This window comes from Roseateles sp. P5_E1 (assembly GCF_054049335.1).
The window spans coordinates 24,831-49,221 of the sequence record NZ_JBFUMN010000004.1 but is presented as its reverse complement, the minus strand read 5'-3'; the positions used below and the strand labels follow the sequence as shown (position 1 = coordinate 49,221).

24 protein-coding genes are annotated in these 24,391 nt (G+C 68.4%); 10 read left to right on the top strand and 14 right to left on the bottom strand.

Annotation, left to right across the window (positions count from 1 at the left end):
• The first annotated feature begins 134 nt into the window (after nucleotides 1–134).
• From ACXJKJ_RS06095 to ACXJKJ_RS06085, 3 genes are all read left to right on the top strand, one after another.
• Nucleotides 135–1,736, top strand: a complete 1,602-nt coding sequence (locus ACXJKJ_RS06095) for a hypothetical protein (RefSeq protein ID WP_457389479.1) — start codon at nucleotides 135–137, stop codon at nucleotides 1,734–1,736.
• 85 nt (nucleotides 1,737–1,821) lie between these two features.
• Entirely contained in the window at nucleotides 1,822–4,497 is a 2,676-nt protein-coding gene (locus tag ACXJKJ_RS06090) for a serine/threonine-protein kinase (protein WP_457389478.1), read from the top strand.
• 131 nt (nucleotides 4,498–4,628) lie between these two features.
• Nucleotides 4,629–4,787: a DUF3309 family protein gene (locus ACXJKJ_RS06085; protein ID WP_082533047.1), complete on the top strand. Its 159-nt coding sequence runs from the start codon at nucleotides 4,629–4,631 to the stop codon at nucleotides 4,785–4,787.
• A gap of 20 nt (nucleotides 4,788–4,807) precedes the next feature.
• On the opposite strand, the gene ACXJKJ_RS06080 is transcribed toward ACXJKJ_RS06085, so the two are convergent.
• The 5 genes from ACXJKJ_RS06080 to ACXJKJ_RS06060 form a co-directional block, all read right to left on the bottom strand.
• Complete coding sequence (locus tag ACXJKJ_RS06080; RefSeq protein ID WP_056204755.1) at nucleotides 4,808–5,026, bottom strand: hypothetical protein; 219 nt, start codon at nucleotides 5,024–5,026, stop codon at nucleotides 4,808–4,810.
• A 12-nt stretch (nucleotides 5,027–5,038) separates the two neighbouring features.
• Nucleotides 5,039–5,932: an SPFH domain-containing protein gene (locus ACXJKJ_RS06075; protein WP_457323095.1), complete on the bottom strand. Its 894-nt coding sequence runs from the start codon at nucleotides 5,930–5,932 to the stop codon at nucleotides 5,039–5,041.
• A 324-nt stretch (nucleotides 5,933–6,256) separates the two neighbouring features.
• A complete protein-coding gene (locus ACXJKJ_RS06070; RefSeq protein WP_457389477.1) occupies nucleotides 6,257–8,014 on the bottom strand; it encodes an IlvD/Edd family dehydratase in 1,758 nt (585 codons plus the stop codon).
• Complete coding sequence (locus ACXJKJ_RS06065; RefSeq protein WP_268795295.1) at nucleotides 8,011–8,142, bottom strand: hypothetical protein; 132 nt, start codon at nucleotides 8,140–8,142, stop codon at nucleotides 8,011–8,013. Before ACXJKJ_RS06065 ends, ACXJKJ_RS06070 begins: the two co-directional genes overlap by 4 nt.
• 86 nt (nucleotides 8,143–8,228) lie before the next feature.
• Entirely contained in the window at nucleotides 8,229–8,909 is a 681-nt protein-coding gene (locus tag ACXJKJ_RS06060; protein ID WP_457389476.1) for a GntR family transcriptional regulator, read from the bottom strand.
• Nucleotides 8,910–9,210: 301 nt separating this feature from the next.
• Here ACXJKJ_RS06060 and ACXJKJ_RS06055 point away from each other — a divergent pair, with 301 nt between their 5' ends.
• Nucleotides 9,211–12,327, top strand: a complete 3,117-nt coding sequence (locus ACXJKJ_RS06055; protein WP_457389475.1) for a TonB-dependent receptor — start codon at nucleotides 9,211–9,213, stop codon at nucleotides 12,325–12,327.
• Nucleotides 12,328–12,340: 13 nt separating this feature from the next.
• A complete protein-coding gene (locus ACXJKJ_RS06050) occupies nucleotides 12,341–12,463 on the top strand; it encodes a hypothetical protein (RefSeq protein ID WP_457320187.1) in 123 nt (40 codons plus the stop codon).
• Between the two features lie 85 nt (nucleotides 12,464–12,548).
• Here ACXJKJ_RS06050 and ACXJKJ_RS06045 read toward each other — a convergent pair whose 3' ends face one another.
• From ACXJKJ_RS06045 to ACXJKJ_RS06035, 3 genes are read right to left on the bottom strand one after another with little or no spacing between them, the layout of a single operon-like run.
• On the bottom strand, nucleotides 12,549–12,770 hold the full coding sequence (locus tag ACXJKJ_RS06045; RefSeq protein WP_457389474.1) for a tautomerase family protein: 222 nt from the start codon (nucleotides 12,768–12,770) through the stop codon (nucleotides 12,549–12,551).
• A 2-nt stretch (nucleotides 12,771–12,772) separates the two neighbouring features.
• A complete protein-coding gene (locus ACXJKJ_RS06040) occupies nucleotides 12,773–13,138 on the bottom strand; it encodes a nuclear transport factor 2 family protein (RefSeq protein WP_056204741.1) in 366 nt (121 codons plus the stop codon).
• 4 nt (nucleotides 13,139–13,142) lie between these two features.
• The gene (locus tag ACXJKJ_RS06035; protein ID WP_457389473.1) at nucleotides 13,143–13,880 is read right to left on the bottom strand and encodes an SDR family NAD(P)-dependent oxidoreductase; all 738 of its coding nucleotides are present in this window, start codon (nucleotides 13,878–13,880) and stop codon (nucleotides 13,143–13,145) included.
• Between the two features lie 99 nt (nucleotides 13,881–13,979).
• Between ACXJKJ_RS06035 and ACXJKJ_RS06030 the strand changes: the two genes are divergently transcribed.
• Nucleotides 13,980–14,882: a LysR substrate-binding domain-containing protein gene (locus ACXJKJ_RS06030; protein WP_457389472.1), complete on the top strand. Its 903-nt coding sequence runs from the start codon at nucleotides 13,980–13,982 to the stop codon at nucleotides 14,880–14,882.
• On the opposite strand, the gene ACXJKJ_RS06025 is transcribed toward ACXJKJ_RS06030, so the two are convergent.
• Nucleotides 14,879–15,298: an organic hydroperoxide resistance protein gene (locus tag ACXJKJ_RS06025; RefSeq protein WP_457389471.1), complete on the bottom strand. Its 420-nt coding sequence runs from the start codon at nucleotides 15,296–15,298 to the stop codon at nucleotides 14,879–14,881. The two genes, ACXJKJ_RS06030 and ACXJKJ_RS06025, sit on opposite strands and share 4 nt — an antisense overlap.
• 19 nt (nucleotides 15,299–15,317) lie before the next feature.
• On the bottom strand, nucleotides 15,318–15,914 hold the full coding sequence (locus ACXJKJ_RS06020; RefSeq protein WP_457389470.1) for a TetR/AcrR family transcriptional regulator: 597 nt from the start codon (nucleotides 15,912–15,914) through the stop codon (nucleotides 15,318–15,320).
• Nucleotides 15,915–15,992: 78 nt separating this feature from the next.
• On the opposite strand from ACXJKJ_RS06020, the gene ACXJKJ_RS06015 reads away from it, so the two are divergent.
• Together ACXJKJ_RS06015 and ACXJKJ_RS06010 are read left to right on the top strand one after the other, a co-directional pair.
• Nucleotides 15,993–16,994 carry a thioredoxin family protein gene (locus tag ACXJKJ_RS06015; RefSeq protein ID WP_457389469.1) on the top strand — a complete coding sequence of 334 codons (1,002 nt, stop codon included), beginning with the start codon at nucleotides 15,993–15,995 and terminating at the stop codon, nucleotides 16,992–16,994.
• Between the two features lie 18 nt (nucleotides 16,995–17,012).
• Nucleotides 17,013–17,147, top strand: coding sequence for a hypothetical protein (locus ACXJKJ_RS06010; RefSeq protein ID WP_457389468.1), 135 nt, complete (start codon nucleotides 17,013–17,015; stop codon nucleotides 17,145–17,147).
• Here ACXJKJ_RS06010 and ACXJKJ_RS06005 read toward each other — a convergent pair.
• From ACXJKJ_RS06005 to ACXJKJ_RS05990, 4 genes are all read right to left on the bottom strand, one after another.
• Complete coding sequence (locus ACXJKJ_RS06005; RefSeq protein ID WP_457389467.1) at nucleotides 17,144–19,048, bottom strand: ATP-binding protein; 1,905 nt, start codon at nucleotides 19,046–19,048, stop codon at nucleotides 17,144–17,146. The genes ACXJKJ_RS06010 and ACXJKJ_RS06005 overlap by 4 nt on opposite strands.
• Before the next feature lie 42 nt (nucleotides 19,049–19,090).
• On the bottom strand, nucleotides 19,091–19,642 hold the full coding sequence (locus tag ACXJKJ_RS06000; protein ID WP_457389466.1) for a YfiR family protein: 552 nt from the start codon (nucleotides 19,640–19,642) through the stop codon (nucleotides 19,091–19,093).
• The gene (locus ACXJKJ_RS05995; protein WP_457389465.1) at nucleotides 19,642–21,567 is read right to left on the bottom strand and encodes a TonB-dependent receptor plug domain-containing protein; all 1,926 of its coding nucleotides are present in this window, start codon (nucleotides 21,565–21,567) and stop codon (nucleotides 19,642–19,644) included. Before ACXJKJ_RS05995 ends, ACXJKJ_RS06000 begins: the two co-directional genes overlap by 1 nt.
• 221 nt (nucleotides 21,568–21,788) lie before the next feature.
• Nucleotides 21,789–23,036 (bottom strand): MFS transporter, encoded by a 1,248-nt coding sequence (locus tag ACXJKJ_RS05990; RefSeq protein WP_457389464.1) that lies wholly within the window; start codon nucleotides 23,034–23,036, stop codon nucleotides 21,789–21,791.
• A 230-nt stretch (nucleotides 23,037–23,266) separates the two neighbouring features.
• On the opposite strand from ACXJKJ_RS05990, the gene ACXJKJ_RS05985 reads away from it, so the two are divergent.
• Complete coding sequence (locus ACXJKJ_RS05985) at nucleotides 23,267–23,722, top strand: MarR family winged helix-turn-helix transcriptional regulator (protein ID WP_457389463.1); 456 nt, start codon at nucleotides 23,267–23,269, stop codon at nucleotides 23,720–23,722.
• Nucleotides 23,723–23,826: 104 nt separating this feature from the next.
• Nucleotides 23,827–24,297 carry a hypothetical protein gene (locus ACXJKJ_RS05980; protein WP_056204716.1) on the top strand — a complete coding sequence of 157 codons (471 nt, stop codon included), beginning with the start codon at nucleotides 23,827–23,829 and terminating at the stop codon, nucleotides 24,295–24,297.
• The last annotated feature ends 94 nt before the right edge of the window (nucleotides 24,298–24,391 follow it).

Sequence of the window (24,391 nt, the reverse complement as noted above, 5' to 3'; positions counted from 1 at the left end):
ATGCCTGCGAAGGATTGCTCGGTTCATGCGTGCCTGTTTTCAAGCCCGATGAGCCTTTTGGCCGCGCCACGCTGCGTACCCCGGCATGCCCCTCGAATCGGCGAGGGGTGCCACCCCTCCCACCGGACTCCACCATGACATCGACCCCTTGCCCAACTCCCCACGGCCTGCGTGGCCTCGTGATCGCGGCGGCCACCGTGGCCGCTGCCACCTTGGCCGGCTGCGGGGGTGGCGGCACCACGGCGCCTGCAGCGCCGGCTCCTGCACCGGTCGCAACAGCGCCTGCGCCCGTCCCCGCGCCTGCACCCGCCCCAGCCCCTGCGCCCGCGCCTGCACCTGCCCCGGCGGTTGTCAAGGCCACATTGACCGGCGTGGCTGCGAGCGGCGCGCCCGTCGTTGGCGGCACGGTCACGGCCACCTGTACCAGCGGGCCGGCCACGGTCTCGCTGCCGACCAGCGCCACCGGCACCTGGACCGTCGACGTGCCGGCCAACACGCTGCCCTGCGCACTGCAGGTGTCGGGTGGCACGGTGGGCGGCGTGCCGAATGCGCTTTCGCTGCACAGCATTGCCGTGGCCGCCGGGCGCGTGAACATCACCACCCTCACCGACCTGACCATTGCGCGCGCTGCCGGCATGCCGCCCGCGACCTGGTTTGCGGGCCTGGCCGCCGCACCGGCGGGCACCCGGCTCGACACCGCCGGAGCGCTCACCCAGCTGATTGCCACCCTCACGGCCGGCAGCTACGTGCTGCCCACCGGGCCATTCGACCCCTTCACCGTCGTGTTCGACGCCAAGCCGGGCGATTCCACGGACGCGCTGCTGGACAGCGTCATGGCCGCCGCACTCGCCAGCCACAAGACCTACATCGACCTGATCGCCGACTTCAGCGCCGCAACCAATGGCATCTACCGCTTGCCGCCCGCGCTGACGGGTACCGATCCCACGCCACCGGCGCCGCACGCCATCGTGCTCACGCCCAAGGGGCAGGCGATGGCCGCAGACGTCGCGCCGGCCATCGGTACCTGGCAGGGGCAGCTCGGGCGTGTCTTCACGCCGGGCCAGGCGACACAGGAGACCACCTCGTGCAGCATCGCCGTGGCCAAGGACGGCATGCTGACCGTCTCGGCCGGTGGGCGCAGCCTGCAGGCTGCCGTCAATGGCGACGTGGGCGACCTCATCCTCAATGTCGTCAGCCTCACGCGGGTCCAGGCCAGCGATGTGCCGAACGACCGCTACGCCCAGCTCACCCTCGTCAAGGGCGTGATGGCGCAAGGCGTGGCGCGCCAGGGCGGCACCGGCTTCACCACGGCCACGGACCGGGTGGAGTGCTGGCTGAGCAACCCCAACCCGACCAGCGCAGGCGGCGCCAACGTCGCGACGCTGAACGGCGCCACCGCCGTCGACATGTCGGCGGCACTCGTCGGCCATTACACGAGCAGCAGCTGCACGCTGGACGTGTCGAGCAGCGGCGTCTTCCACCTGGTGAGCGGCAATGTCGACGTGACGACCCGCCTCGCCGGCGACGAGGACGACGTCATCGTCACCTTTGGCGAGAGCGTGGCGGTGCAGGCGCAGGACTACTTCAGCGCCGGTGAACAAACCCGGGTGACGCTGACCTACCAGCCGGCCAACGTGGCGCTGAACGTGCCGGCGTCGTACAGCGCCGACGCCAGCCACCGCATGCCGCGACCGGTCAAGTCGCTTGCGCAGTGCAGCGGCCTCGTCAAGCAGTGATGGCACGGGGGGCGGTTCCCCCGCTCCCCCGCATGCCGGTGCGTCACTACAGTCGCGTCGCCACCGCCCACCCCGAGTCCCGCCGATGACCACACCCGCCCCCACGCCCGCCGACTGGGCCGTGCTGCGCAGCCTCTTTGACGAGGCGGTGGCGCTGCCTGCGGCCGAGCGTGCGGCGCATGTCGACGCGCTGCCCGTGAGCGCCGCGATGAAGGCCGAGCTGCACTCGCTGCTCGCCCATCACGCCGACCACACCGACGGCGATCCGCTGCTGTCGCGGCCCATCGCCGAGAGCGTGGCGGCCAGCCTGTCCCGCGACGGTGAGCGCTTCGGCGCCTGGGCCGTCGTGCGCAGCATCGGCAGCGGCGGCATGGGCGAGGTGTACGAGGCGCGCCGCGCTGACGGCAGCTTCGAGGGCCGCGCGGCCATCAAGGTGATCAAGAGGGGCATGGACAGCGACGCCGTGCTGCAGCGCTTTGCGCAGGAGCGCCAGGCGTTGGCGCGGCTGCATCACCCGCACATCGCCCAGCTCTTCGACGCCGGTCTCAGCGCCGACGGACTGCCCTATTTCGTCATGGAGTTCATCGATGGCCTGCCCATCGACGAAGCCGCGCAAACGCGGTCCATCGAGGAGCGCCTCGGGCTCTTCCTGCAGCTGGCCGACGCCGTCGCCCACGCTCACCGCAACCTGCTCGTGCACCGGGACCTCAAGCCCGGCAACGTGCTCGTCACGCACGACGGACAGGTCAAGCTGCTCGACTTCGGCATCGCCAAGGCGCTCGACCCGGCCGAGGCGCAAGGCAACGACAGCACCCTTGGCGCCGTCCGCCCCTTCACGCCCAACTACGCCAGCCCCGAGCAGGTGCGCGCCGAGCCGGTGGGCACGGGTACCGATGTCTACTCGCTGGGCGTGCTGCTCTACCAATTGCTGACTGGCCAGCGTCCTTACGGCCGCAATGCGCGCGGCCCCGCCGAGGCCGCGCGCGCGGTGCTCGACGAAGCGCCGACCCGCCCCTCGCAACTGAGCAGCCCCGACGCTGCGGCGCCCGATGCTCAGGCCTGGCTGATCACCCGGCAGCGCCTCAAGGGCGATCTCGACAACATCCTGCTCAAGGCGCTGGAGAAGGACGTGGGCCGCCGCTATGCCAGCGTCGAGCAGTTCGCCGCCGACCTGCGCGCCACGCTTGCGGGCTACCCGGTCAGCGCCCGCGCGCCCAGCCGCGGCTACTTGTTGTCCAAGTTCGTGCGGCGCAACCGCCTGCCGGTGACCCTGGGTCTGGGCGTTCTGCTGGCCCTGGCCGGGGGCCTGGCTGCGGCATCCTGGCAGGCACACGTGGCCGGCCAAGCGCGCGCCGCGGCCGAGTTGCGGCTGACGGCGGTCAAGGGCATCACGGCCGACCTGGTGTTCCGCTTCGGCGATGCGATCGCCTACCTGCCCGGCGGCAGCAAGGCCCAGGATGCGCTGCTGGCACAGACCCTCGCCGCGCTCGACCCCCTGGTGCAGGGCGAACAGCCCGATGGCGACCTGCAGGCGCTCAGCGCCGCCATCCTCGCCCGCCGCGCCGAGCTGCTGGGCAATGACACCACCGGCACGGCCGAACTCGGTGCCCAGACCGACGCGATGGCCCAGCGCGCCGTCGAGCTGGGCGAGCGCCTGTGGGCCAGCCAGCATCACGACTGGCGTTTTGCGCAGTGGCATGCCCGCGCGCTGCAGGTGCAGTCGGTTCGGCTGCGCAACACCGGCCAGCGCGAGCGTGCGGTGGCCAACAGCCGGCTCATCCTCCAGCGCCTCGAACAGGCACGCCCGTTTGCCAGGGACGACGTGCTGGGCCGCGCAGCCCTGGGCGTGGAGCTGGCCAACACCACCCTGAGCCTCGGCCAGACGCTGAGCGCGGCAGGCCAGCTTGACGAAGCCCTGGCCCTGTACGCCAAGGCCGAGCCGGTCTACCGCGAGCTGCTGGCCGACACCGCCATGCATGCCGAGAGCGACCGCCGCGCCGCACCCGGCGAGATGAAGACCGAGGTCTACCTCCGCCACCAGCTCGGCGTCGCGCTGGCATCCCGCGCGCTGACGTTGCTGCGCCTGGACCGGCTCGACGACGCACTGGCTCAGCTGCAGGCAGCGATGCCGTTGCGCCGCGCCAATGTCGAGGCCGAGCCCGCCAACATCGCCTGGCACGATGGCCTGCTGCAAGAGGCCAATACCCTGTCGCTTGTGCAACTGCGCCGTGGCCAATGGGCCGCAGCGCTCGAGGCCTCAACCCTGGCCTGGACCGAGAACGAGCGCCTGGCCCGGCAGGAGGGCCCGCAGAGCAAATGGGTCCAGTTGCCGCGGACGCTGGCCGCCCAGCATGGTCTCGCGCTCTGGCGCAATGGCCAGCCCGTCCAGGCGCTGGCAGTGGTCGAGCAGGGCCTGGCCGCGTGGAAGGCGTCGCCCGGCACCGCGCCCAATCCCACGGCCGAACTGCGCTGGAGTGCCCTGCAAGCGGTGTACGGCGCCCTGCTGGCCGAGCTTCACAAGCCCGGCGCGCAAGCGCAACTGCGTGAGGCCCTGGCCCGGCTGCAGCCGCTGTTTGACGACCCCAGCCTGGGTCGCCCGGCACGGCTGGCCTGGGCCGAGGCGGCCGCCTGGCTGGTGGCGCTGAAGCCGGCCGATGGCGAGGCGCTGCGCCGGCAGGCGCTGAGCGCGCTGGCGGCAGCGGCCAGCGTGACGCCGCTGGCGGCCGACCATGCCGCGTTGAAGGGTCGGCTGGAGACCTGAGCCGGCATCGGGCTAGCCGGTTGCGCGGTCAAGTCCTACACCTGCGGATCGGCCTTGCGAGGAGAGTCGGCACAGGTTCAAGGCGCTTCAGCGCCGTTGAATCGCGAGCCCCAACTACCAAGGAGACTGCCATGAGTCTAGGTGCCATTCTGCTCGTCGTGCTGATCCTTCTTCTGCTCGGCGCCATCCCGGCGTGGCCCCATAGCCGCGGCTGGGGCTATGGGCCAACGGGAGGGATCGGCCTGGTTTTGCTGATCGTGCTCGTGCTGTTCTTTATGGGCCGGATATAGCCGTCTCGACGTGAGCGCGTCTACCCTTGGCCGGTGTCGCCCGGCTCGTTCGGTGGCCGCCCTCGCCGGGGCGCCGGGCTGGCGGCCGGCTTGATGCCGCGCCGCGCCAGCGCCTCGCGCAGCAGCACTTCGACCTGCGCATTGGCCGAGCGCAGCTCCTGTGCTGCCAAGCGTTCGATTTGTGCCCACAGCGCCGGGTCCACCCGCAACGCGAAGGCCTTCTTGTCGGGGCTGGCCATGCCGCGGCGCGCTCAGGCGTAAAGCGTGCCAGCGTTGATGATGGGTTGGGCGTCCTTGTCCGAGCACAGCACGACGAGCAGGTTGGACACCATGGCCGCCTTGCGCTCGTCGTCCAGCACGACGATCTCGCGCTCCGACAACCCGCGCAGCGCCTCCTCCACCATCGTCACCGCGCCCTGCACGATCTTCTTGCGTGCGCTGATGATGGCCTCGGCCTGCTGGCGGCGCAGCATCACCTGAGCGATCTCCGGCGCGTAGGCGAGGTGGGTGATCTTGGCCTCCAGCACCGCCACGCCGGCCTGGGCGCAGCGCTCCTGCAGTTCGGCGACCAGCGCCTTGACGACCTCGTCCTGGCCGGCGCGCAGCGTCGTTTCGTCGGGGTCCAGGTCCTCGCCGTCGTCGTAGGCGAACTGTGTGGCCAGATGGCGAATGGCCGTCTCGGCCTGCACGCCCACGTAGGTTTCGAACTTGTCCACCTCGAAGACGGCGCGCGCCGTGTCCTGCACGCGCCAGACGATGGCGGCGCTGATTTCGATCGGGTTGCCGCGCTTGTCGTTGACCTTGATGTGCGGCGCGTTCAGATTGCGCGCGCGCAGCGAGATTCGCTCCCGCATCGCGAACGGGTTGGCCCAGCGAAGGCCTTCATGGCGGTCGGTGCCGACATAGCGGCCGAACAGCGTCAGGATCCGCGCCTCGTTGGGCTCCTGCATGTAGATCCCGATCAGCATGAGCAAACTGGCCGCGAAGAGGAGCACGGTCAGCACCATCAGCGCCAGGTTGCCTATGGACCACACGAACAGCGCCGCCGCCGCTGCCGCCCCGCCCAGGCTGCAGGCAATGGGCACGAAGCCGCTGAACGCGCGAGCCGGCAGTTCGAGACGAGAGAGCTGTTCGAGGACGGGCATGGCGATACCTCAGAAAAAGGAGATATCACTTTAATGCACTTTGCCCGGCGTGACCACACAGGGCCTGTTAACGCTACGGCAACGGGTCGCGTTGTGGCCAGAAAAGCCGCGAGCAAGGCGCAAAGCGGAGCCGGGTTGCACACCCGGCGAGCATTTGCAACGCTGGACGCGGCTTTTCTGGCCACAACCCGAAGGGAAGGCCCTCCGCCAGGGGCCACTCGGCGTTGCGTCACTGGCTCGCACCCGAGTGCGAGCGGCGTGCCGCGCCTTGATTGACCCCTGGCGGAAGGCCTTCGCGACCCATTGCCGTAGTGTTAGCAGGCCCTAATGGTTGTGCCGCGGTGGCGTGTCGATCACGGCGCGATAGGGCACGGCGAGTTCCAGGCAGGCGCCGGTCGACAGCTGCCCCACCGTTGAGCGATAGATCTCCTGCCACGGTGTCTGGCTCGGCGGTATCGCAGGTGGCGCATCTTCAGCGCGGCGGCGCGCCAGCTCCTCATCACTGAGCAGCGCGTCGCAGCGGCCCGCGATCAGGTCGACGCGGATGACATCGCCCGTGCGCAGCCAGGCCAGCCCGCCGCCGATGGCGCTCTCGGGCGAGGCATGCACGATGGAGGGGCTGTCCGACGTGCCCGACTGGCGGCCGTCGCCCAGCGTGGGCAAGCTCATCACGCCGCGCCGGATCAGCGCGTCCGGTGGCTGCATGTTGACGACTTCGGCGGAGCCCGGCCACCCCATCGGCCCGGCGCCGCGCATGACGAGGATGCAGCCCTCATCGATGCCAAGCGCAGGGTCGTTGATGCGCGTGTGATAGTCGTCGGGGCTGTCGAAGACGATGGCCCGGCACTCAAAAGCGCCGTCCTTCAGGTAGCGCTCGCGGAACGTTGCCGAGATGACGCTGGCCTTCAGGATGGCGAAGTCGAACAGGTTGCCGCTCAACACGACGAAGCCGGCGTCGGGCTTCAGTGGCGCGCTGACCGGGTAGATGACTTCACGGTCCTGCGTCTCGCGGCCGTCGAGATTGGCGGCCATCGTGTGGCCGGTCACCGTCGGCCGGATGGTGCGCAGCAGGCCGGCCCGCTGCAGCTCCCACATGACGGCCGGCACGCCGCCGGCGCGGTGGAAGCGCTCGCCGAGGAACTGGCCGGCCGGCTGCATGTTCAGCAGCAGCGGCACGTGCTGGCCCACCTCGGTCCAGTCGGCAGCTGTCAGCTCGATGCCGGCATGGCGGGCCATGGCCATCAGGTGCGGCTGGGCGTTGGTCGAGCCGCCGATGGCCGCGTTGACGACGATGGCGTCGAGAAAGGCGTCGCGGCTGAGGATCTTCGACGGCCGCAGGTCCTCGCGCGCCATGTCGACGATGCGCCGGCCCGTCTCATAGGCCATCTGGCCGCGCTCGCGGTAGGGCGCCGGGATGGCCGAGCAGCCGGTCAGCGACAGCCCCAGGCACTCGGCCAGCGCATTCATCGTCGAGGCCGTGCCCATGGTGTTGCAGTGGCCGGCCGAGGGCGCGGAGGCCGCAGCAATCTCGATGAAGGTCTCTTCGTCGATCTCGCCCGCCGCGAGCCGCCGCCGGCCGGCCCAGATGGCGGCGCCGGAGCCGACGAGCTGCCCCTCGAACCAGCCGTCCAGCATCGGGCCGCCGGACAGCACGATGGCCGGGATGTCGACGGTGCTTGCTGCCATGACCTGCGCCGGTGTCGTCTTGTCGCAGCCCGTCGTCAGCACGACGGCGTCCAGCGGGTAGCCGTGCAGGATCTCGACGAGGCCGAGGTAGGCCAGGTTGCGGTCCAGTGCCGCGGTGGGGCGGCGGCAGTTCTCGAAGATGGGATGCAGAGGGAACTCCATCGCGATGCCACCCGCGTCGCGAATGCCATCGCGCACGCGCTTCGCCAGCTCCAGATGGATGCGGTTGCAGGGGCTCAGGTCGCTGCCGCTCTGGGCGATGCCGATGATGGGCCGGCCCGAGCGCAGCTCCTGCGGCGTGAGGCCGTAGTTCATGAAGCGCTCCAGATAGAGCGCCGTCATGTCGATGTGATCGGGGTTGTCGAACCAGTCCTGGGAGCGCAGTCGGCGCGTCATCGTGCGCGGCTCCGCAAGTGCTTCATCAGCGCGCCGACGCCATGGGCCGTCGTGGCGGCTTGGGCGGAGATGTCCACCAGGGCGCCTTCGGCGTCGGCGGGAAGGAAGCTGGGGTCGGTCGGGGTCATGCGGCTCGCGGTGCGGTAGGGAGGCGGCCCGAATTGTGAGCGCTACCGATTGCGCCTGCCAAGCGGGGGGCGAAGCGGGCGGCGCTTCAAGAGAGGATGAGGTATTCGGGGTAGCGTTGCTGGATCTCTTCCACCGAGGCCAGCGTGCCCGACAGGTGCTCGCGCACGGCCTGTTGCGCGCCTTGCGCGTCACCCGATTCGATGGCTTGCAGGATGGCCAGGTGGCCGGCCAGGATGGACTCGGCCTTGCCCTCGCTCGGCGCGTGCAGCAGCCGCAGCCGGTCGATGTGGCCCGACATGCGCGTCACCACCGACCACAGCCGCGGCAGGCCGGCGGCGACGTACATCAGCCGGTGGAACTCCTTGTCGGCGGCGATGAAGGCCGGGTAGTCCTTGCTGGCGGCGAGGCCCTCCTGGCGCGCCAGTTGGGCCCGCAGGTCGTCGATCACTGCCTGGTCATGCGAGAGCGCCAGCAGGCGCGCGATTTCGATTTCGATGGATCGGCGCAAGAAATGCGCTTCGCGGGCCGCCGGCACGTCGATCCGGCTGACCTGCGTAGTGTACTGGGCGCGGATGAGCACCAAGCCTTCCTCGCTGAGCCGCATGAGCGCGTCGCGCACGGGCGTCTGGCTGACGCCGAAGCTCTGGGCCAGCTCGGCGCGGTCGAGGGCGCTCCCTGGCGCTAGTTCCAGCGAAATGATGGCGGCGCGAAGCGCTTCAACAACCTGGGGCGCCGCATGGCGGGTGGGATCTAGCGTGGTGTTCATCTCGGGTGGCAAGCCAAATCTGCCGCTGGCGCGCGAATGCTGGGCGCCATTGTCATCGCGGGCTTGACGCGTCCTGCGCATGGGACCTGAGTCCCCCCTGGCCCGTCGGCCGACAAGCTTGAGAGCGCTATCCAGTTTTCGGTCACCTTGCAATTCTTAGCCGCCTTTCCGCTGTGTGGCTCACTAATACATTAGTACACACCCTCGTTGACTGAGGTTTCCTGTGGACGTAAATTGAAAATGTGCGCGCTACCATTTAATGGTGGAGGCGTCCTAGAACCCATCAGGAGACAAAGACAAGATGAGCAAGACCAATTCGCCGCCGCGCCGCCGCGCCCGCCTGGATCGACAGCTGGCCGTGGGCACCACGCTGCTGGCCGGCCTGATCACGCAGGCCTATGCGCAGACCGCGCCGGCAGCATCGGCCCAGCAACTGGAGACGGTCGTCGTGACCGGCATTCGCAGCTCCTTGGCTGCCTCGGCGCTTTCGAAGCGCGACAACATCGGCCTGTCGGACTCGATCCACGCCGAAGACATCGGCAAGTTCCCGGACAACAACCTCGCCGAGTCGATCTCGCGCATCCCCGGCGTCCAGGTGAACCGCGACGTGACGGGCGAAGGCCTGAACATTCAGGTCCGTGGCCTCGGTTCCAACTTCACGCGCATCCTGATGAACGGTAACCCCGTCGCATCGGCCTCCACGAGCTTCAGCAGTGCCGGTAGCGCCAACCGCGAAGTCGACCTGGACTTCATGCCGGGCGACCTGTTCTCGCGCATCACGGTGTCCAAGAGCCCCACGGCCGGGATGCTGGAAGGCGCTATCGCCGGCGTCGTGAACATGCGCAACGCCCGCCCGTTCGACAAGGCCGGCACGCGCGGCACCGTCAAGCTGCAACTGGCCAAGAACGACCCCGCGCCCAAGCCCAGCACGCGCGGCACGGCGCTCTACAGCACGACGTTCGGCGACAGCTTCGGCGTGCTGGCCGGCGTGTCCTTCGCCCGCAACAAGATCACCACGCGCGGCTTCGAGGACGGTACCGACTGGGTCACGCCCCGTCTGACCAACCCTTTGCAGACCGGCGCGGGTACCTCAACCACCAACGGTGCCTGGGGCATCCCGACGACTGTGCCCGCTGCGGCCGCCGGTACCTATGGTTCGACGACATTGGCAGCCGGCCAGTCCGTCGATATGGCGCTGCTGAAACAGCTGAACCCCAATGCCACGATCCAGCAACTGGACAACGGCTACATGCCGCGCCTGCCGCGCCCGGTGAACTTCACGGGTGAGCGCAATCGTGCCAACGCCCTGCTGAGCTTCGAGTTCCGCCCGACCTCAGATTTCGACGCCTACCTTGATTTGCTGACTGGCAGCAAGACCAGCAAGCAGGAGCGTGTCGACTTCGACATCAACGTCCGCAACAGCGCCGTCATCCCTTCGGCAATGAGCTATGACCGCAGCGACTGCGCGGTCTACTGCTTCGTGACGGGCGGCACCCTCCTCAACGGCACCGGTTTCCTTGAATACCGCCGCATGGACGAGAGGAGCAGCTTCACGTCCGTGAACCCGGGCTTCGAATGGCGCATCTCCGACAAGTGGACGCTGGACGCGCAGGCCAATCAGGCCAGCAGCAAATTCAGCCGCACCGCGCCCACGCTCCTGGTCCCGACCGACGCGGCCAAGCCGTTCACGGTGAAGATCGGCGCCAACGCCAATTTCCCGGTCTACACGCCCAACGGCTTCGACCCGAACAGCCCGGCCGGCTACACCTGGGATCACCACGGCAACGCGACGGGCGCCCAGATCAGCGTCAATCGTGAAGACCGTGAGATCAAGACGAGGGGTGCACGCTGGAATCTGGCCTGGGGTGACGAGAGCCTGACCCTCAAGGGCGGCATGGCCTATGACACCTACCACCGCCTGATCACGCCGTTCAACGACGATGGCCGTCTGCAGAACGTCGTCTGCGGCGGCAACCTCAACGTCCGCATGTACGCGCCCAACAACACCAACCCGAATGGCTGCGCGATCATTCCGATCACGGCCAACCCGGCGACGCAATACCCTGGCTACGGCCAGGGCGCGACGGCTGGCGGGCCCGCGCTGGCCTATCAGGGCTCGGCCGTGCCGGACATTTCCAAGTACCTGGTGCCCGGCCCCAACGGCTTCGTCACGATTGACTGGAGCCGCTTCGCTAGGGCCACCAGCTACGACAGCATCACCGCCGGCATGGTCCAGCTCGCGGGCAGCAACGCGCTCAGCGGTGCGTCTCCGCAGGACTTCGGTGAAAACGTCTTCGGCAACTACATCGAGGTGTCCGGCCAGACGCGCGTCTTCGACCGCCTGCTGCGCTATGACGCGGGCCTGCGCCGCACGCGCACCTCGCAGAGCGTCGGTGCGTACACGGGCAACGTGGCCGATCCGCGCAATGCAGGCCTGGCCAACGGCGGCCTGTATCCGAACCTGGTCACGGAGACGACGGGCCAGACTTCCTACAGCAACACCCTGCCCAGCGGCACGCTGGCGTACAACCTGGCTGACGACATGATCGTCCGCGCGGCGGCTTCGAAGGCCATCACCCGTGCTGACCCCAAGGCGCTGCAGCCGCTGAGGGCGACGTCCAATGATGTGGCCCTGTCCAACGCCACCGCCACCAACCCGGGGCTGAAGCCCTTCGAGTCCAAGAACCTGGACTTTGGATGGGAGTGGTACACGGACAAGAAGGGCAGCTATGTCGCGGCGGCCTATTTCGAAAAGAAGATCAAGAACTTCCCGCGCACTGTCGTGCGCCAGATGACGCTGTCGCAGATCCGCCAAGAGTTCGGTGCCGACTCGCTGCAGTACGCAGCGGGCAGCGCGATCGACCTGGCGGTGACTGCGGCCGGCGGCCCCGACAAGTTCAACATTCCGCTGTCGCAGCCGCTCAACACGGAAGACATCATGAAGCTCAAGGGCTGGGAGTTGAGCTGGGCGCAGTCGCTGGACCGCTTCCTGCCGATCAACGGCTTCGGCTTCTACGCCAACTACACCCGCACCAAGCAGGATGCAGGCACCAGTGGCCAGGTGCCGATTGGCGCGGCGCCCTATACGGCCAACCTGACCGTGTACTTCGAAAACAGCCGCGGCTCCATCCGCCTGAGCAACAGTTACCAGGCCCGGACTCCGTTCGAGTCGAAGAACACGGATTCCATCCCGGCAGGCACCATGTTCAAGTACAACAAGGCCTACTACCAGGCGGACCTCTCGACCCGTCTCGAAATCGGCGACTGGGTGGGGTGGAAGCAGGGCGTGTCGCTCAACTTTGACGTTGCCAACCTGAACAAGGCCACGCAGAAGTCCTACATCCAGGAAGAGCTCGCCGTGCGTGGCTACTGGGATCCGGGCCGTACCTATCAGCTGACCGCTCAGATGAAGTTCTGACCAGAGGCAGGCCATGTTCGGCGTCGTCCACCTGACCCGCGCCTCGCAGCGCACCAGCTTCCAGTTGGCCAACGCGCCGTACGCGATCTACGAGCCGGGTCGCACTTGCCAGGTGGGTCTGCGCGCCAGCTTCTGATTCATCGCCTGTGTCTCCGCCAGCGGTCCGGGTGTGGCCCGCTGGTGTTTCGATGAGGGTCCTCGCCGGCCGGTGGCGAGCGCCCTCATCTTTTTATTGGCACCGCCGCCCGCTCGTGCCGGAGCTCGGTGACGGTGCGGCCGGCAACGCCCCAGTTGTCGGTGTCGACCTCGTCGATGACGACGAAGGTGGCCGCCGGTTCCTTGTTCAGCACGCGGACCATCAGGTCGGTCGCCTCGGCAATCAATTGCTTCTTTTGATCCAGCGTCACGCCTTCGCGGGTAATCTCGATGCGGATGTAGGGCACGGTCAGGTCTCCTGATGGGTGTAGAGCTTGGCAACGATGGACCAGCGGCCGCCATCCTTGAGCAGGCTGAGCTGGTCCAGGTAGTCGAAGCCCAGCATCTGGCAGCGCGCCGTCGCCAGCGCGACCGAGCCGTCGATGCGCAGGGCCTGCAATTGCATGCGCTGGGTCTCGCCCTGGCTTTGCGGGCTGGCCCGCTTGGCCACCACCTGCAGATAGGGCTCGACGTCGCGCAGCAGCACCTGGCCGCTGACCTCGCCGTAGAGCCGCGCCTGCGAGTGGAAGACCTGCGCGAGCAGATCCACATCGCCACGGTAGAGGCCGTCGAAATAGCGCTGCAGCAGCGCCAGCAGTTCTTCGCGGTCGGTCATGGCATCACCACTTGCCGGAGCTCATGCCGCCATCCACGGGCAGCACGACGCCGGTCGTGAAGGCCGCGCCGGCGAGATAGAGCACCGCATCGGCAATCTCCTGCACGGTCGCGATGCGGCCGGCCGGCTGCAGCGTGTTCAAAAAGCCATGCATGTCGGCCGTGTACATCGGCGTGTCGACGATGCCGGGTGCAACGGCGGCCACCTGCACGTTGTGCGGTGCCAGCTCCAGCGCCAGGGCTCGGGTGGCGTGGTTGATGCCGCCCTTGATCAGCACCGGCAACACCGCTGGCACGCCCTGGATGGGTTGCGACGCGATGGCGGCCGTGATGTTGATGATGTGGCCGGCCTTGCGCTCCACCATGTGGCGGGCCGCGGCCTGCGACGGGTAGACAAAGCCCTTGAGGTTGGTGTCGACGAGGGCATCCAGCTCGGCCGGCGTGTAGTCGACAAAGGGCTTGGCGTTGAAGATGCCGGCGTTGTTGACGAGCACGTCGACGCGGCCGAAGCGTTCGATGGCCGCCTGTACGAGGCGGGTGCCGGTGGCCGGGTCGGCCACGTCGCCGGCGACGGTGAGCAGGTTGTCGGGCTTGCCGAGTTCGACGGCGGCCTGCTGCAGGCGCTCGGCGTTGCGGCCGTTGGCGACGACGTTGTCGCCCTGCTTCAGGAAGGCGGCAGCGATGGCCAGACCGATGCCGCTGGAGGCGCCGGTGACGATGACGGTGCGAGGACAGTGGTTCATGGATGACTCCATTGGGTTGCGATGGACTCAAATCTATTGGCGACGTCGTGATCAATAAATAAGATCCTGGCCACTTCAGTATTTACATGATGTGATGGCATGAATCGGCAATTCGACGACCTGATGCTGGGCAGCCTGGAGCTCTTCTGCGCGGCGGCGGAGCTGGGTGGCTTCACGGCGGCGGCTACGGCGGCGGGCGTGACGCCGGCGGCCGTCAGCCGCACGGTGGCGCGCCTCGAAGAGAGGTTGGGCGTGCGCCTGTTCGTGCGCACGACGCGGCAGATCCGCCTCACCGACGCGGGCCAGGCTTACTACGAGCAATGCCGCCAAGTGCTGAACCAGTTGGTGGAAGCCGAGCGCGAAGTCAGCGGCCGGCAGGCGGCGCCGAGCGGCCTGCTGCGCATCAGCGTGCCGACCACCTATGGCCACCACCGCCTGCTGCCGCGCCTGCCGGCGTTTCGCGAGCGCTACCCGGAGATCCGCGTGGATGTGCACGTCAGCAACCGCAACATCGACTTCGCGGCCGAGGGCTATGACCTCGCCGTGCGCGTGCGCGCGCCAGCCGACTCGACGCTGATCGCGCGGCACCTGGAGGACGCCGAACTGTTGCTCGTCGCCGCGCCCGACTACCTGCGCCGGCGTGGCGAGCCGCAGTCACTCGACGAGCTGGCGCTGCATGACTGCATCCAGTTCGAGCTGCCCAGCAGTGGCCGCACCATTCCCTGGTTGTTCCGTGTCGACGGCAAGGACGCCGAACGCCAGACCACCGGCGGCACCAGCTGCTCCGACGATGTGCTGGCCGGCGTGACCTTGGCTCGCCACGGCGCCGGCATCTTCCAGGCCTATCGCTTCACGGTGGAGGAGGAGTTGCGCCAGGGCCGCCTCGTCGAACTGCTCAAGCCCTTCGGCGGCCGCTCGCGGCCCTTCAACCTGCTCTACCCGCACCAGCGCCACGTGCCGCTGCGGGTGAGGTGCTTTGTCGACTTCTTGCTGGCGACCTAGAGAATTTCAAAGCGCACGTCGATGTTGCCTCGCGTCGCATGGGAGTAGGGGCAGAGCTGGTGGGCGCCGTCGACGAGCTGTTTCTTCTGCTCGGCATCGAGGCCGGGCAGGTTGACGGTCAGCTTGACCGCCAGCGCAAAGCCCTGGTCGGCCGTGGTGCCGAGAGACACATCAGCATCGATGCTGACCTCGTCCGGCACGCGGATGCCGAGCGGCGCGCCCGCGCGGCGCATCGCGCCCATGAAGCAGGCCGAGTAGCCGATGCCGAACAGCTGCTCGGGGTTGGTGCCGGGCTTGTTGGCGCCAGGCGGGCTGAGCTTGACGTCCAGTTCGCCGTCGCTGGACTTGCCCCAGCCCTCGCGGCCTCCGGCGGTGTGGGTGTGGGCGGTGTAGACGACTTTCTCGATGGCGCGCATGGTGTGGGCTCCTCGTGGGTCAGGTTTCGGCGTGGAAATGGCGCAGGGCCACGAGGGCCAGGCGCACGACATTGCGGGTCTCGGTGACGGGGGCACCGGCCTTGGCGCTCAGTCGCAGGCCGCGCATGACGGTCAGCACGAAGTCGGCGGCCGCGGTCTCATCCAGCGTGGGCGGCAGCTCGTCCTGCGCCTTGGCCTGCGCCAGCGCGGCGGCGACGTCGGCCTTGGAGCGCCTGGCGCCCTCGCGCAGGATGGCCGCGACCTCTTCGTCGCTGGTGCCGATCTCGGCGGCCGTGTTGACCGACATGCAGCCGCGCGTGCGTGCCACGCCACTCGAGGACGCAATGGACGTCAGCAGCGTTTCGATGCCGGCCAGCGGCGAGGGTGCGGATGCCAGCACCTTCTGCAGCGATTTGGCGCGCTCGGCCTGGTAAAGGCGCAGGGCCTCCAGGAAGAGGCCGCGCTTGCTCTCGAAGGCGTTGTAGAGGCTTTGACGGCCGATGCCCATGGCCTCGACGAGGTGGGGCATACCCGTCGCCTCGAAGCCCTGGCACCAGAACACCTCCATCGCGCGGTGGAGGACTTCGTCCCTGTCGAATTCGGAAGGTCTTGCCATGAATGAATTGGACTTGTTTTTGAACGATCGGTCAATAATAATGAGCGCCATCGATTTCGCAACCCGCAGTTCCACGTCATGAACTTCGCGAGAAAGCTCTCCGTCGCCGCCGCGCTCGCCCTGTTCATGACCGCACACGCCTCGGCCGACCCGCGCCTGGACGGTGGCGGCGAGTGGATCAATTCACCGCCACTGGCACTCGCCGGCCTGCGCGGCAAGGTCGTGCTGGTCGACTTCTGGACCTACTCCTGCATCAACTGCCAGCGCACTCTGCCGTACCTGCGCGCGTGGGCGCAGAAGTACGGCCCCCAGGGCCTGGTCGTCGTCGGCGTGCATGCGCCGGAGTTCGGCTTCGAGCGCGATGTGAAGCGCGTGCGCCAGGCCGCGATGGAAGGAAAGCTCGACTACCCCATCGTGCTCGACAACGACTTCACGATCTGGCGCGCCTTTGGCAACCAGGCCTGGCCCGCGCTGTATTTCGTTGACGCCCAGGGCCGTGTGCGCCACCAGCAGTTTGGCGAGGGCGACTACGAACGCGCCGAGCAGGTCATCCGCGAGCTGCTGCGCGAGGCCGGCAAGGCGCCGGAGGCGGGCATGGCCCAGGTTGCGGCGACCGGCATCGGCCTGGCGCCCGACATCGCCAACGTGCGCTCACCCGAGACCTATCTCGGCCATGGGCACGGTGCAGCCCGCGGCATCCTGCCCGACCGCCTCAAGCGCTATGCCGGTGGCACCCCCCGGCTCAATGAGTGGTCGCTGGCCGGCGACTGGACCGTGCGCCCCGAGTACGCCGAGCTGTCGGGCGACAGCGGCAGCGTGGCGCTGCGCTTTCAAGCGCGCGACCTGCACCTCGTGCTTGGTCCCGCAACTGACGGCAAGCCGCTGCCATTTCGCATCACCCTCGACGGCCAGCCGCCCGGCGCCGATGCGGGCCTGGACGTGGGCGCCGACGGCCGCGGCCTGGCCAGTGGCGAGCGCCTCTATCAGCTGGTGCGCCAGCGAGGCCCGGTGCGCGCACGCACTTTCGAGATCCGCTTCGATGCACCCGGCGCCCGCGCCTATGCCTTCACCTTCGGTTGACTTCACTGAGGACTTCAGATGAACACCTTGCCCCTGCCCACGCTTCCGCGGCCGCAGCCGCTGCCGCGCCCGGTCGTCTCCTTCGCCCGCATGCTGGTGCTGGCTCAGCGGCGCTTTCGCGATCAGCAGCGGAAACCCGCGGCAGCCGTCTAGCGTCGCGCCCGCGCGGTGGCCAGCGCGCTGTCCAGCGCCTCCAGCAGCCGCCGCGGCTCCAGCGGCTTGGTCAGGTAGCGGAAGAAGCCTGCGGCCAGGCCCGCCACCGCGGCATCGGGCATGGCGTTGGCGGTCAGCGCGATGATGGGGATATGGGCTGTGCGCGGGTCCATGTGCAGGATGGACTGGGCCTCGCGCCCGGTCATGCGTGGCATGTTGTTGTCCATCAGGATGACGTCGGGCACATATTGCCGGGCCATCTCGACCCCGCGCTGGCCGTCGGGCGCCGTCAGCAGCCGGATGTCGCCGCGTGCGGCCAGCAGCTCCTCGACGAGCTGGCGGCTGGCGGGGTTGTCTTCCACATAGAGCACGGTGGCTGGCGCCTCGCCCTCACGCGGCGCGGCCGTCAGGCTGGCCAGGTCGCCCCAGTCGGTTTCGGCGTGCGGCACGGCGGGGAGTTCGCTGGCCCGCAGGTCGACCCAGAACACGCTGCCCTCGCCGGGCACACTGTGCACGCCGATCTGGCCGCCCATCAGCTCGACCAGGCGCTGGGTGACGACCAGGCCGATGCCGGTGCCTTGCTCGGGGCCGCCCTCCTGGCCGAGGCGGTTGAAGGGCTGGAACAGCGCCTCGACCTGCTCGGGCTTGAGGCCGGCGCCGGTGTCCTTCACCGAGATGCGCACATGCCCGGCATTGAACCGGTCGCAGTCCACGCGCACCGAGCCGCCGGGGCGGTTGTACTTGATGGCGTTGCTGACGAGGTTGAGCACCACCTGCTTGAGCCGCATGCGGTCGGCCAGCGCCACGCAGCCGCTGCTGTTGACGAACTGGGTGGCGATGGCGCGCTGGCTGGCCATCGGCTCGATCATCTTGCGGCACTCGGACAGCACATCATCCAGCGGTACCGGCTCGACCGACAGCTCCACATGGCCGCTCTCGATGCGCGCGAGGTTGAGGATCTCGTTGATCAGCGTCAGCAGATGCTTGCCGGCGCCGACGATGTGGTCGACAAACTCCTGGCGCCGCTCGGGCTTGGCGTCAGCGATGTTGGTGCCCAGCAGTTGGCCGAAACCGATGATGGCGTTCAGCGGCGTGCGCAGCTCGTGGCTCATGCTGGACAGGAATTCCGACTTCGCGCGGTTGGCCTTCTCGGCCACGGCGGTGGCGAGCCGCAAGTCCTCATTGGAGGTCTCGAGCTGGGCGGTGCGCTCGTGCACGCGCGCTTCCAGCTGCTCGTTGAGCCGCATGACTTCCTGGGCGTGCTTCTCGATCTCACCCAGCATGCCGTTGAAGGAATCGGCCAGCACGCCGACCTCGTCGTCGGTCATCTTGGCGGCCCGGCGCGAATAGTCCTGGCGCTGCATGACGTCGCGGGCCACATCGCTGATGGCGAGGATGGGCTGCACCACGGCGCGCTGCAGCCGCATAGAAAACAGGAAAGCGATGCCCAGCGCGGCCAGGGCGACCACCGCGGCGATGCCGAGATAGGTCAGCACGCGGTCATGCAGCGCGTACTCGGCGCGCAGATAGACGCTGCCGATGGCGCGCCCATCCTGCACGATGGGCAGGGCGACGGCGATGTCGCGGTCGGCACGGTGCACGCCCTGCTTTTCAGCATGCGCGGGCAGTGGCGCGTCGGCGCCCGCGGCCGTGTAGGAGGCGAAGCGCTCGCCCTGGGCGCCGTAGATGGCGGCGGCACGCACGCGCGGCTGCAGGCGCAGCAGCGCAAGGTTCTCGCTGGCCACCTTGACGTCGTCGAACTCCAGCGCCGGCGCCGTCGAATGGCCGAGCAGCTCGGCCTGGGCCTTGAGATCAGCCACCCAGCCTTCGTGATAGGACTTCAGGTCATAGGCCACCATCGCGCCCAGCGCGACAAGCAACGCGACCAGGGCCGTCAACATCGTGACGCCGAGCAGTCTCCGTTGGAGTGAGAGCCTGAACATCTATGACTTGCCTTCAACCCGACGCGCGACGCCGAGCAGGCGCACGCTGATCTTGAGGCCGCTTTGCGTGGCGGGCGGCAACAGGATGTCAAAACGCACCTTGTCGTCGACGACGACGAAATTGATCATGCCCATTGCGCCGCCGGGGTCAAACTCGGTGACCGTGAGGACTGGCCTCCCTTGTACGGCCGCGAGCAGGTTGGGCGTGTAGGAGACCATGCCGCGCGAAACGAAGAGGGCGTGGACGCCCTCTGGCACTTCGCCGCGCACGAGCCGGCGCACCTCGACGGGCCGCCCGGCCACGGAGGTGGCCGTGGCGGTGCGGCGGAACTCCTCGACGACCGCCTCGCTGGCCAGCACGCCGATGCGAAACGGCTCGCCCACCGGGCCCAGCGACTGCGGCGGCCAGTCGATGTAGTTGCCGAACTTGCAGACGAAGGCGGCCTTGACCTGGTATTCGGCCAGGCCGTCATCGTCGCCCGCACGCGCGCCGCCCGCGATGACCAACGCCGCGAGCAGCAGCGTTCGGCGGGCGAGGCGGGCGGCCTTCATCAGAAGAAGCGCATGCGCATCTGGAGCATGAGGTTGCGGCCGAACTCGGTGCGGGTTTGAATGGCGGTGAACTCGCCGTGGCTGCCGAACAGGTTCTGGGCCACCAGCGCGAGGTCGACATCGGGGCCGATGCGCCGGCCAAGGCGCAGGTCCACGGCCGTGTAGGCCGGCACGTCTGGCGCGCTCAGGGCGCCGACATGGCGCAGCATGAGGTCCAGTTCGGCATCGCTGGGCAGGTTGAAGGCCGCACGCAGCCGCCACAGCTGGCGTGGCATGGCGCCGGAGGCGGCGGCCACGGAGTCGGCGGTGTCGATGCTGCCCGGCTTGAGCTGCAGGCGCGGCCTCAGCAGCGTGACGCCGCCGTGCAGGCGCAGCCAGGACGCAGCCTGCAGGCTGCCCCAGGCCTCCAGGCCGCTGACGCGGCCTTTCATGCCGTTGCCGAAATAGACCGACGTGCCGCTGGGCGCCAGCTCCTGGGTGCGCAGATGGTCGTAGTTGCCATGAAAGGCCGTGGCCGACAGCGTCAGTGCGGGCAGTGGCTGGCCGCGGTAGCCGAGCTCCAGCACATTGGCCGTCTCGGCGCGAAAGCCCGCGCCGCCGTCGAGGATGAAAGGCGGCTGGGCAGGGATGTAGATGTCGCGGTCCAGCCGCGAGGGCGCGCGCACCGTGTGCGCGGCCGAAGCCCACCACAGCTGGCCGGGCGAGGGCTTCCATGCCAGGCGCAGATTGGGCAGGAACTCGTTGCCCGTGTAGTCATTGCGTTCGACACGCGCACCGAGCGTCACGCGCAGGCCCTCGGCAACCGCGACCTCGTCCTGAACAAACAGGCTGGTCCAGGCCTGGTTCAGTCGCTCGGGCAGGAAGGCGAACTCAGGCGCGCCGTGGCCGACGCGGTCCTGCGAGCGGCGATGGTTGGCGCCCAGCACGACGGTGTGGTCAGGCGTGGGCCGCAACGTGTACTGCACTTCGAAATCGGCGATCTCCAGCGTCTCGTCGAAGGTGGGCGGGTTCACGCGCACGGTGCGGTCCAGATAGCCCTGCACGCTGAGTTCGCCGCCGCTGACCGGCCCATCCCAGCGCGCCAGCAGGTTGGCACCGGAGAGCCGGATGGTGTCCAGCGCGAAGTTCACGCCTGTGACGTCGATGCTGCCCGGCCGCGGCTGGCCGTGGTTGCCGCGATAGGCATTGCCCTGCAGTGTGACGCGATCGTTGCCGCGGCCCCAGTCGGCGCGAAAGCCGCCCTTGAGCATGTGGCCCGCATCCTCCACGGGCGTGCCCGCCGCCGTTTCGGTGCGGCCCTGGCTGGTGTGCTTGAGGTAGAGGCGCATGTCGCCGCCGTCGCCCAGCGACCAACCATGGCGCAGCACCGTGTCGCGCTCGCGGCTGCCCGCCGCCGCCGATACCAGGCTCCCGCGCGTGGCCGAGGCACTGCGCGTGATGATGTTGATGACGCCGTTGACGGCGTTGACGCCCCACAGCGTGCTGCCGGGGCCGCTGCTGACCTCGATGCGATCGATGTCTTCCAGTGCCACGTCCTGCACGTCCCAGAACACGCCGGCAAACAGCGGCGTGTAGACCGAGCGCCCGTCGACAAGGACGAGCAACTTGTTGGCCGAGCCGGCATTGAAGCCGCGTGCACTGATCGAATAGTCGCCGCTGGAGGTTTCGGCGACGTGCAGATTCGGCGCCAGGCGCAGGGCCTCGGGCAGGCGGGTCACGCCGGCGCGGCGGATGTCGTCGGCGGTGATGACAAAGAGTGAGGCCGCCGCATCCCCCAGGCGCTGTTCACGCTTGGCAGTGGAGGTGATGGTGACGTTACCGAGCTCTTCCAGGCTGAGGTCGACCAGAGGGGCCTGGGCCGCCGCGGGCGCCGCCCATAGCGCGGCTGCTGCAATGCAACATGCCCGGCTTTGTGGCTGCCCCATGCACCCTCCCAACGGTGACCCGGTCGCTCGACGATAACGCAGCGACCGGATGGCGGCAACGCGACATCGGCCCGCATGTGGCACCAGACGGCAACCCGTGACAAACGCCTCGTTTCAGGGGCGCTGCGTGCCTGCGCCGGGATTCGGCCACGTCGGGCGAGTGGCAGCGCGCAATGGCGCCAGCATCCGCCTGGCCGCCGGGCCGGGGCGCGGCCTGCTCGTCAGCGTGGACTTTTCCTGGGCACGTTCTTCTGCAACTGCCACAGCAGCACACAGACGATCAGCGTCGTGCCGATCAGCACGTTGCCGACCCACGGAAAGTGCTCCAGCCTGCCGTCGGTGCCAATGCTCACGATATGGCCGGACACCAGCGCCGCCAGGCCGCCAGCCAGCTGCTGCAACGCCGCATTGATGGCCGTGAAGGCGCCGCGCTGCTCCGGCGCGGGGATGCCGGTGACGACAACCTGCCAGGGCACCATGCGCGAGAAGATGCCGGCGAAGAGGATGACGTTGACGACGATCAGCGTCATCAGCGATGACGTGCCCAGCCGCGTGTAGATCGCCACCATGGCGATGGTGATCGCGCTGCCGACGTAGAACACCGGCAGCGGGCCGAGGCGGTCGGTGAGGCGGCCCACCAGCGGCGCGACGAACATCGTGCTGATGCCGGTGACGAGATAGACCATGGGCAGGTGCTGCAGGTCGATGCCGACGTTGTTCACCGAGAAGGCGCTGGCGAAGGGCATGATCATGAAGCCGCCGGTCGTCAGCAGCGCCGTGATGACGAAGGCGTGCACATGGCGGGCCTTGGCGACGGTGTGCCAGAGGTGGGCGAAGGCGCTGCGGTCGCTCTGCAGCTTCAAGTGGGCATCCACCGGCTTCATGCGCCAGGCGATCAGCAGGCCGCCGACTGCTCCGAAGGCCACCAATGCCATGAAGGGCGCGTGCCAGTCCCAGTGCGTGGCGAGGTAGAGGCCGAAAGGCAGGCCCAGCACCTGGCTGGCCGCAAAGCCGCCCTGCAGCAGGCCCATGACGCGCCCCCGCAGTGCCGGCTCGAAGAGGTCGGCGGCGATGGCCATGACGATGGAGCCGATGACACCGCCGAACAGCCCGGTGACGATGCGCGCCATCAGCAGCGACTCGAAGCTGGTGGCCAGGCCGCACCACAGCGTGCCGAGCAGAAACCCGCCGTAGAAGAACAGCAGCAGCTTCTTGCGGTCGAAGCGGTCGGCAAAGCCTGCCGTCAGCAGGCCGGAGATGCCGGCGCTGAAGGCATAGGCCGACACGACCAGGCCGAACTGCTGGGCTGTCATCGACATCGCCGGCATGATCATGGCGCCGAGCGGCGACATGATCATGAAGTCCAGGATGACGGCGAACTGCAGCAGTGTCAGCAGGCCGGTGGCAAAGCGCTGGTAGGGGGTGAAGGCGAGCGGCGGGGCAGTGGCTGGAGCGGTGGCTTCGGGCATGGGCGGCGGCGGTGGCAGGCGCGGGGCCTGATGGGGGGATGTTGGGCGCTGGCGTGCCGCTCGATGGCGGCGTTGGGATTGCCACGCAGTGTGCGCGAGGGCGTGCCCGGACGTGGCAGCAGAGACTGGAGCGGGATGAGACGCCGAGCTCGCTGCATAGGAGCCTATTCATATTAAGATAGGCGCCTATGTAAAGTCAAGGACCGTTCATCAGTCCTTTCTGTGCGTCCATGCCCGAGCCTCGAGAACCCCAACCGCCGCTGAAGCTGATCGGCCATGTCCACCGCGGTTTCCAGCGCATGGCCGACCAATTGCTGCGCGAGCAGGGCTTCGCGCTGGGCCAGCTGCCGGTGCTGATGGCGCTGAAGGACGGCAAGTCGCGCTCCCAGGCGGAGCTGGCGCGGCTGGCCCATGTGGAGCAACCCAGCATGGCCCAGTTGCTGGCGCGCATGGAAAGAGACGGCCTCGTCGAGCGAGTGCCCGACCCCGAGGACGGCCGCAGCCGCCTCATCTCGCTGACGACCGCCTGCCGCGAGCGCATGCCCAAGGCGCGCGGCGTCATGCAGGCGTTGAGCGCGGAGGCGCTGCAGGGCTTCAGCGCCGAGGAGGTGGCGGTGCTCGGCGGGCTGCTGAGCCGCCTGGCGGACAGCGTCGATGCGATGCTGGAGCGTCGCCTGGGGGACTGAGGCGGGCCTGGCGCGCCGTCCTACACGGCGTCGCGCCGCAGGCTCACGCGGGTGCGGAGGTGGCCGCGCGAGAGTGAAGCATCCCGATTTGCGGAGATGCAATCATGGACACGATGATGGACAGCCCGCCCCGGCTGGAAACAGCACCTTCGCAGGCTGCGGACGTGCTGATCTGCGTGGTCGGCACGGCCGATGTGATGCAGGCTTGCGAAGCCGACCTGGCGGTACTGGCGGCAAACAGCAGCGTGCATCGCCTGGACTGGCGTCTGGACGACGAGTTCGGCGAACCGCCCGTCGAGGCGGATTGGGCCGACGGCCTTATCGTGCTGAATTCCGACGCCTGGGCTGCACCAACCGGCTGCGCCAAGTTGCAAGCCCTGCTGAAAATGGCCTGGCGCTGCGGCCGCACCGTGGCGCTATGCGGCGACGCGATGAATTCGCTGAGCACACTGGGCTTTGCGGCCGATGTGCCCGCCGAGGCCGAAGGCCTCTTCCTCTGCCCCCAGGGGCCTTGCAGCGAGACGTTGCGCGAGTTCCTCGACGCCATCCAGGAACAGCCCCATCGCGGCCGTTGAGCGCCTGGCCCGTTGATTGATCCTTGCTCCAAGCCTGTCAGCTTGTGGCAGGCCTGTCGGAACTGCACCAAAAAGCGTGGCCCGCGTCGCGCTT

Bases quoted from the DNA above. Each gene is read 5' to 3' on its own strand.
- ACXJKJ_RS06060 (WP_457389476.1), bottom strand. From the start codon at position 8,909: ATGAACACCACGCTAGATCCCACCCGCCATGCGGCGCCCCAGGTTGTT.
- ACXJKJ_RS06095 (WP_457389479.1), top strand. From the start codon at position 135: ATGACATCGACCCCTTGCCCAACTCCCCACGGCCTGCGTGGCCTCGTG.
- ACXJKJ_RS06090 (WP_457389478.1), top strand. From the start codon at position 1,822: ATGACCACACCCGCCCCCACGCCCGCCGACTGGGCCGTGCTGCGCAGC.
- ACXJKJ_RS06035 (WP_457389473.1), bottom strand. From the start codon at position 13,880: ATGAACCACTGTCCTCGCACCGTCATCGTCACCGGCGCCTCCAGCGGC.
- ACXJKJ_RS05995 (WP_457389465.1), bottom strand. From the start codon at position 21,567: ATGGGGCAGCCACAAAGCCGGGCATGTTGCATTGCAGCAGCCGCGCTA.
- ACXJKJ_RS06005 (WP_457389467.1), bottom strand. From the start codon at position 19,048: ATGTTGACGGCCCTGGTCGCGTTGCTTGTCGCGCTGGGCGCGATGGTG.
- ACXJKJ_RS06055 (WP_457389475.1), top strand. From the start codon at position 9,211: ATGAGCAAGACCAATTCGCCGCCGCGCCGCCGCGCCCGCCTGGATCGA.
- ACXJKJ_RS06000 (WP_457389466.1), bottom strand. From the start codon at position 19,642: ATGAAGGCCGCCCGCCTCGCCCGCCGAACGCTGCTGCTCGCGGCGTTG.
- ACXJKJ_RS06085 (WP_082533047.1), top strand. From the start codon at position 4,629: ATGAGTCTAGGTGCCATTCTGCTCGTCGTGCTGATCCTTCTTCTGCTC.
- ACXJKJ_RS06070 (WP_457389477.1), bottom strand. From the start codon at position 8,014: ATGACGCGCCGACTGCGCTCCCAGGACTGGTTCGACAACCCCGATCAC.
- ACXJKJ_RS06080 (WP_056204755.1), bottom strand. From the start codon at position 5,026: ATGGCCAGCCCCGACAAGAAGGCCTTCGCGTTGCGGGTGGACCCGGCG.
- ACXJKJ_RS06040 (WP_056204741.1), bottom strand. From the start codon at position 13,138: ATGACCGACCGCGAAGAACTGCTGGCGCTGCTGCAGCGCTATTTCGAC.
- ACXJKJ_RS06015 (WP_457389469.1), top strand. From the start codon at position 15,993: ATGAACTTCGCGAGAAAGCTCTCCGTCGCCGCCGCGCTCGCCCTGTTC.
- ACXJKJ_RS06050 (WP_457320187.1), top strand. From the start codon at position 12,341: ATGTTCGGCGTCGTCCACCTGACCCGCGCCTCGCAGCGCACCAGCTTC.
- ACXJKJ_RS05985 (WP_457389463.1), top strand. From the start codon at position 23,267: ATGCCCGAGCCTCGAGAACCCCAACCGCCGCTGAAGCTGATCGGCCAT.
- ACXJKJ_RS05980 (WP_056204716.1), top strand. From the start codon at position 23,827: ATGGACACGATGATGGACAGCCCGCCCCGGCTGGAAACAGCACCTTCG.
- ACXJKJ_RS06030 (WP_457389472.1), top strand. From the start codon at position 13,980: ATGAATCGGCAATTCGACGACCTGATGCTGGGCAGCCTGGAGCTCTTC.
- ACXJKJ_RS06010 (WP_457389468.1), top strand. From the start codon at position 17,013: ATGAACACCTTGCCCCTGCCCACGCTTCCGCGGCCGCAGCCGCTGCCG.
- ACXJKJ_RS06065 (WP_268795295.1), bottom strand. From the start codon at position 8,142: ATGACCCCGACCGACCCCAGCTTCCTTCCCGCCGACGCCGAAGGCGCC.
- ACXJKJ_RS05990 (WP_457389464.1), bottom strand. From the start codon at position 23,036: ATGCCCGAAGCCACCGCTCCAGCCACTGCCCCGCCGCTCGCCTTCACC.
- ACXJKJ_RS06025 (WP_457389471.1), bottom strand. From the start codon at position 15,298: ATGCGCGCCATCGAGAAAGTCGTCTACACCGCCCACACCCACACCGCC.
- ACXJKJ_RS06020 (WP_457389470.1), bottom strand. From the start codon at position 15,914: ATGGCAAGACCTTCCGAATTCGACAGGGACGAAGTCCTCCACCGCGCG.
- ACXJKJ_RS06075 (WP_457323095.1), bottom strand. From the start codon at position 5,932: ATGCCCGTCCTCGAACAGCTCTCTCGTCTCGAACTGCCGGCTCGCGCG.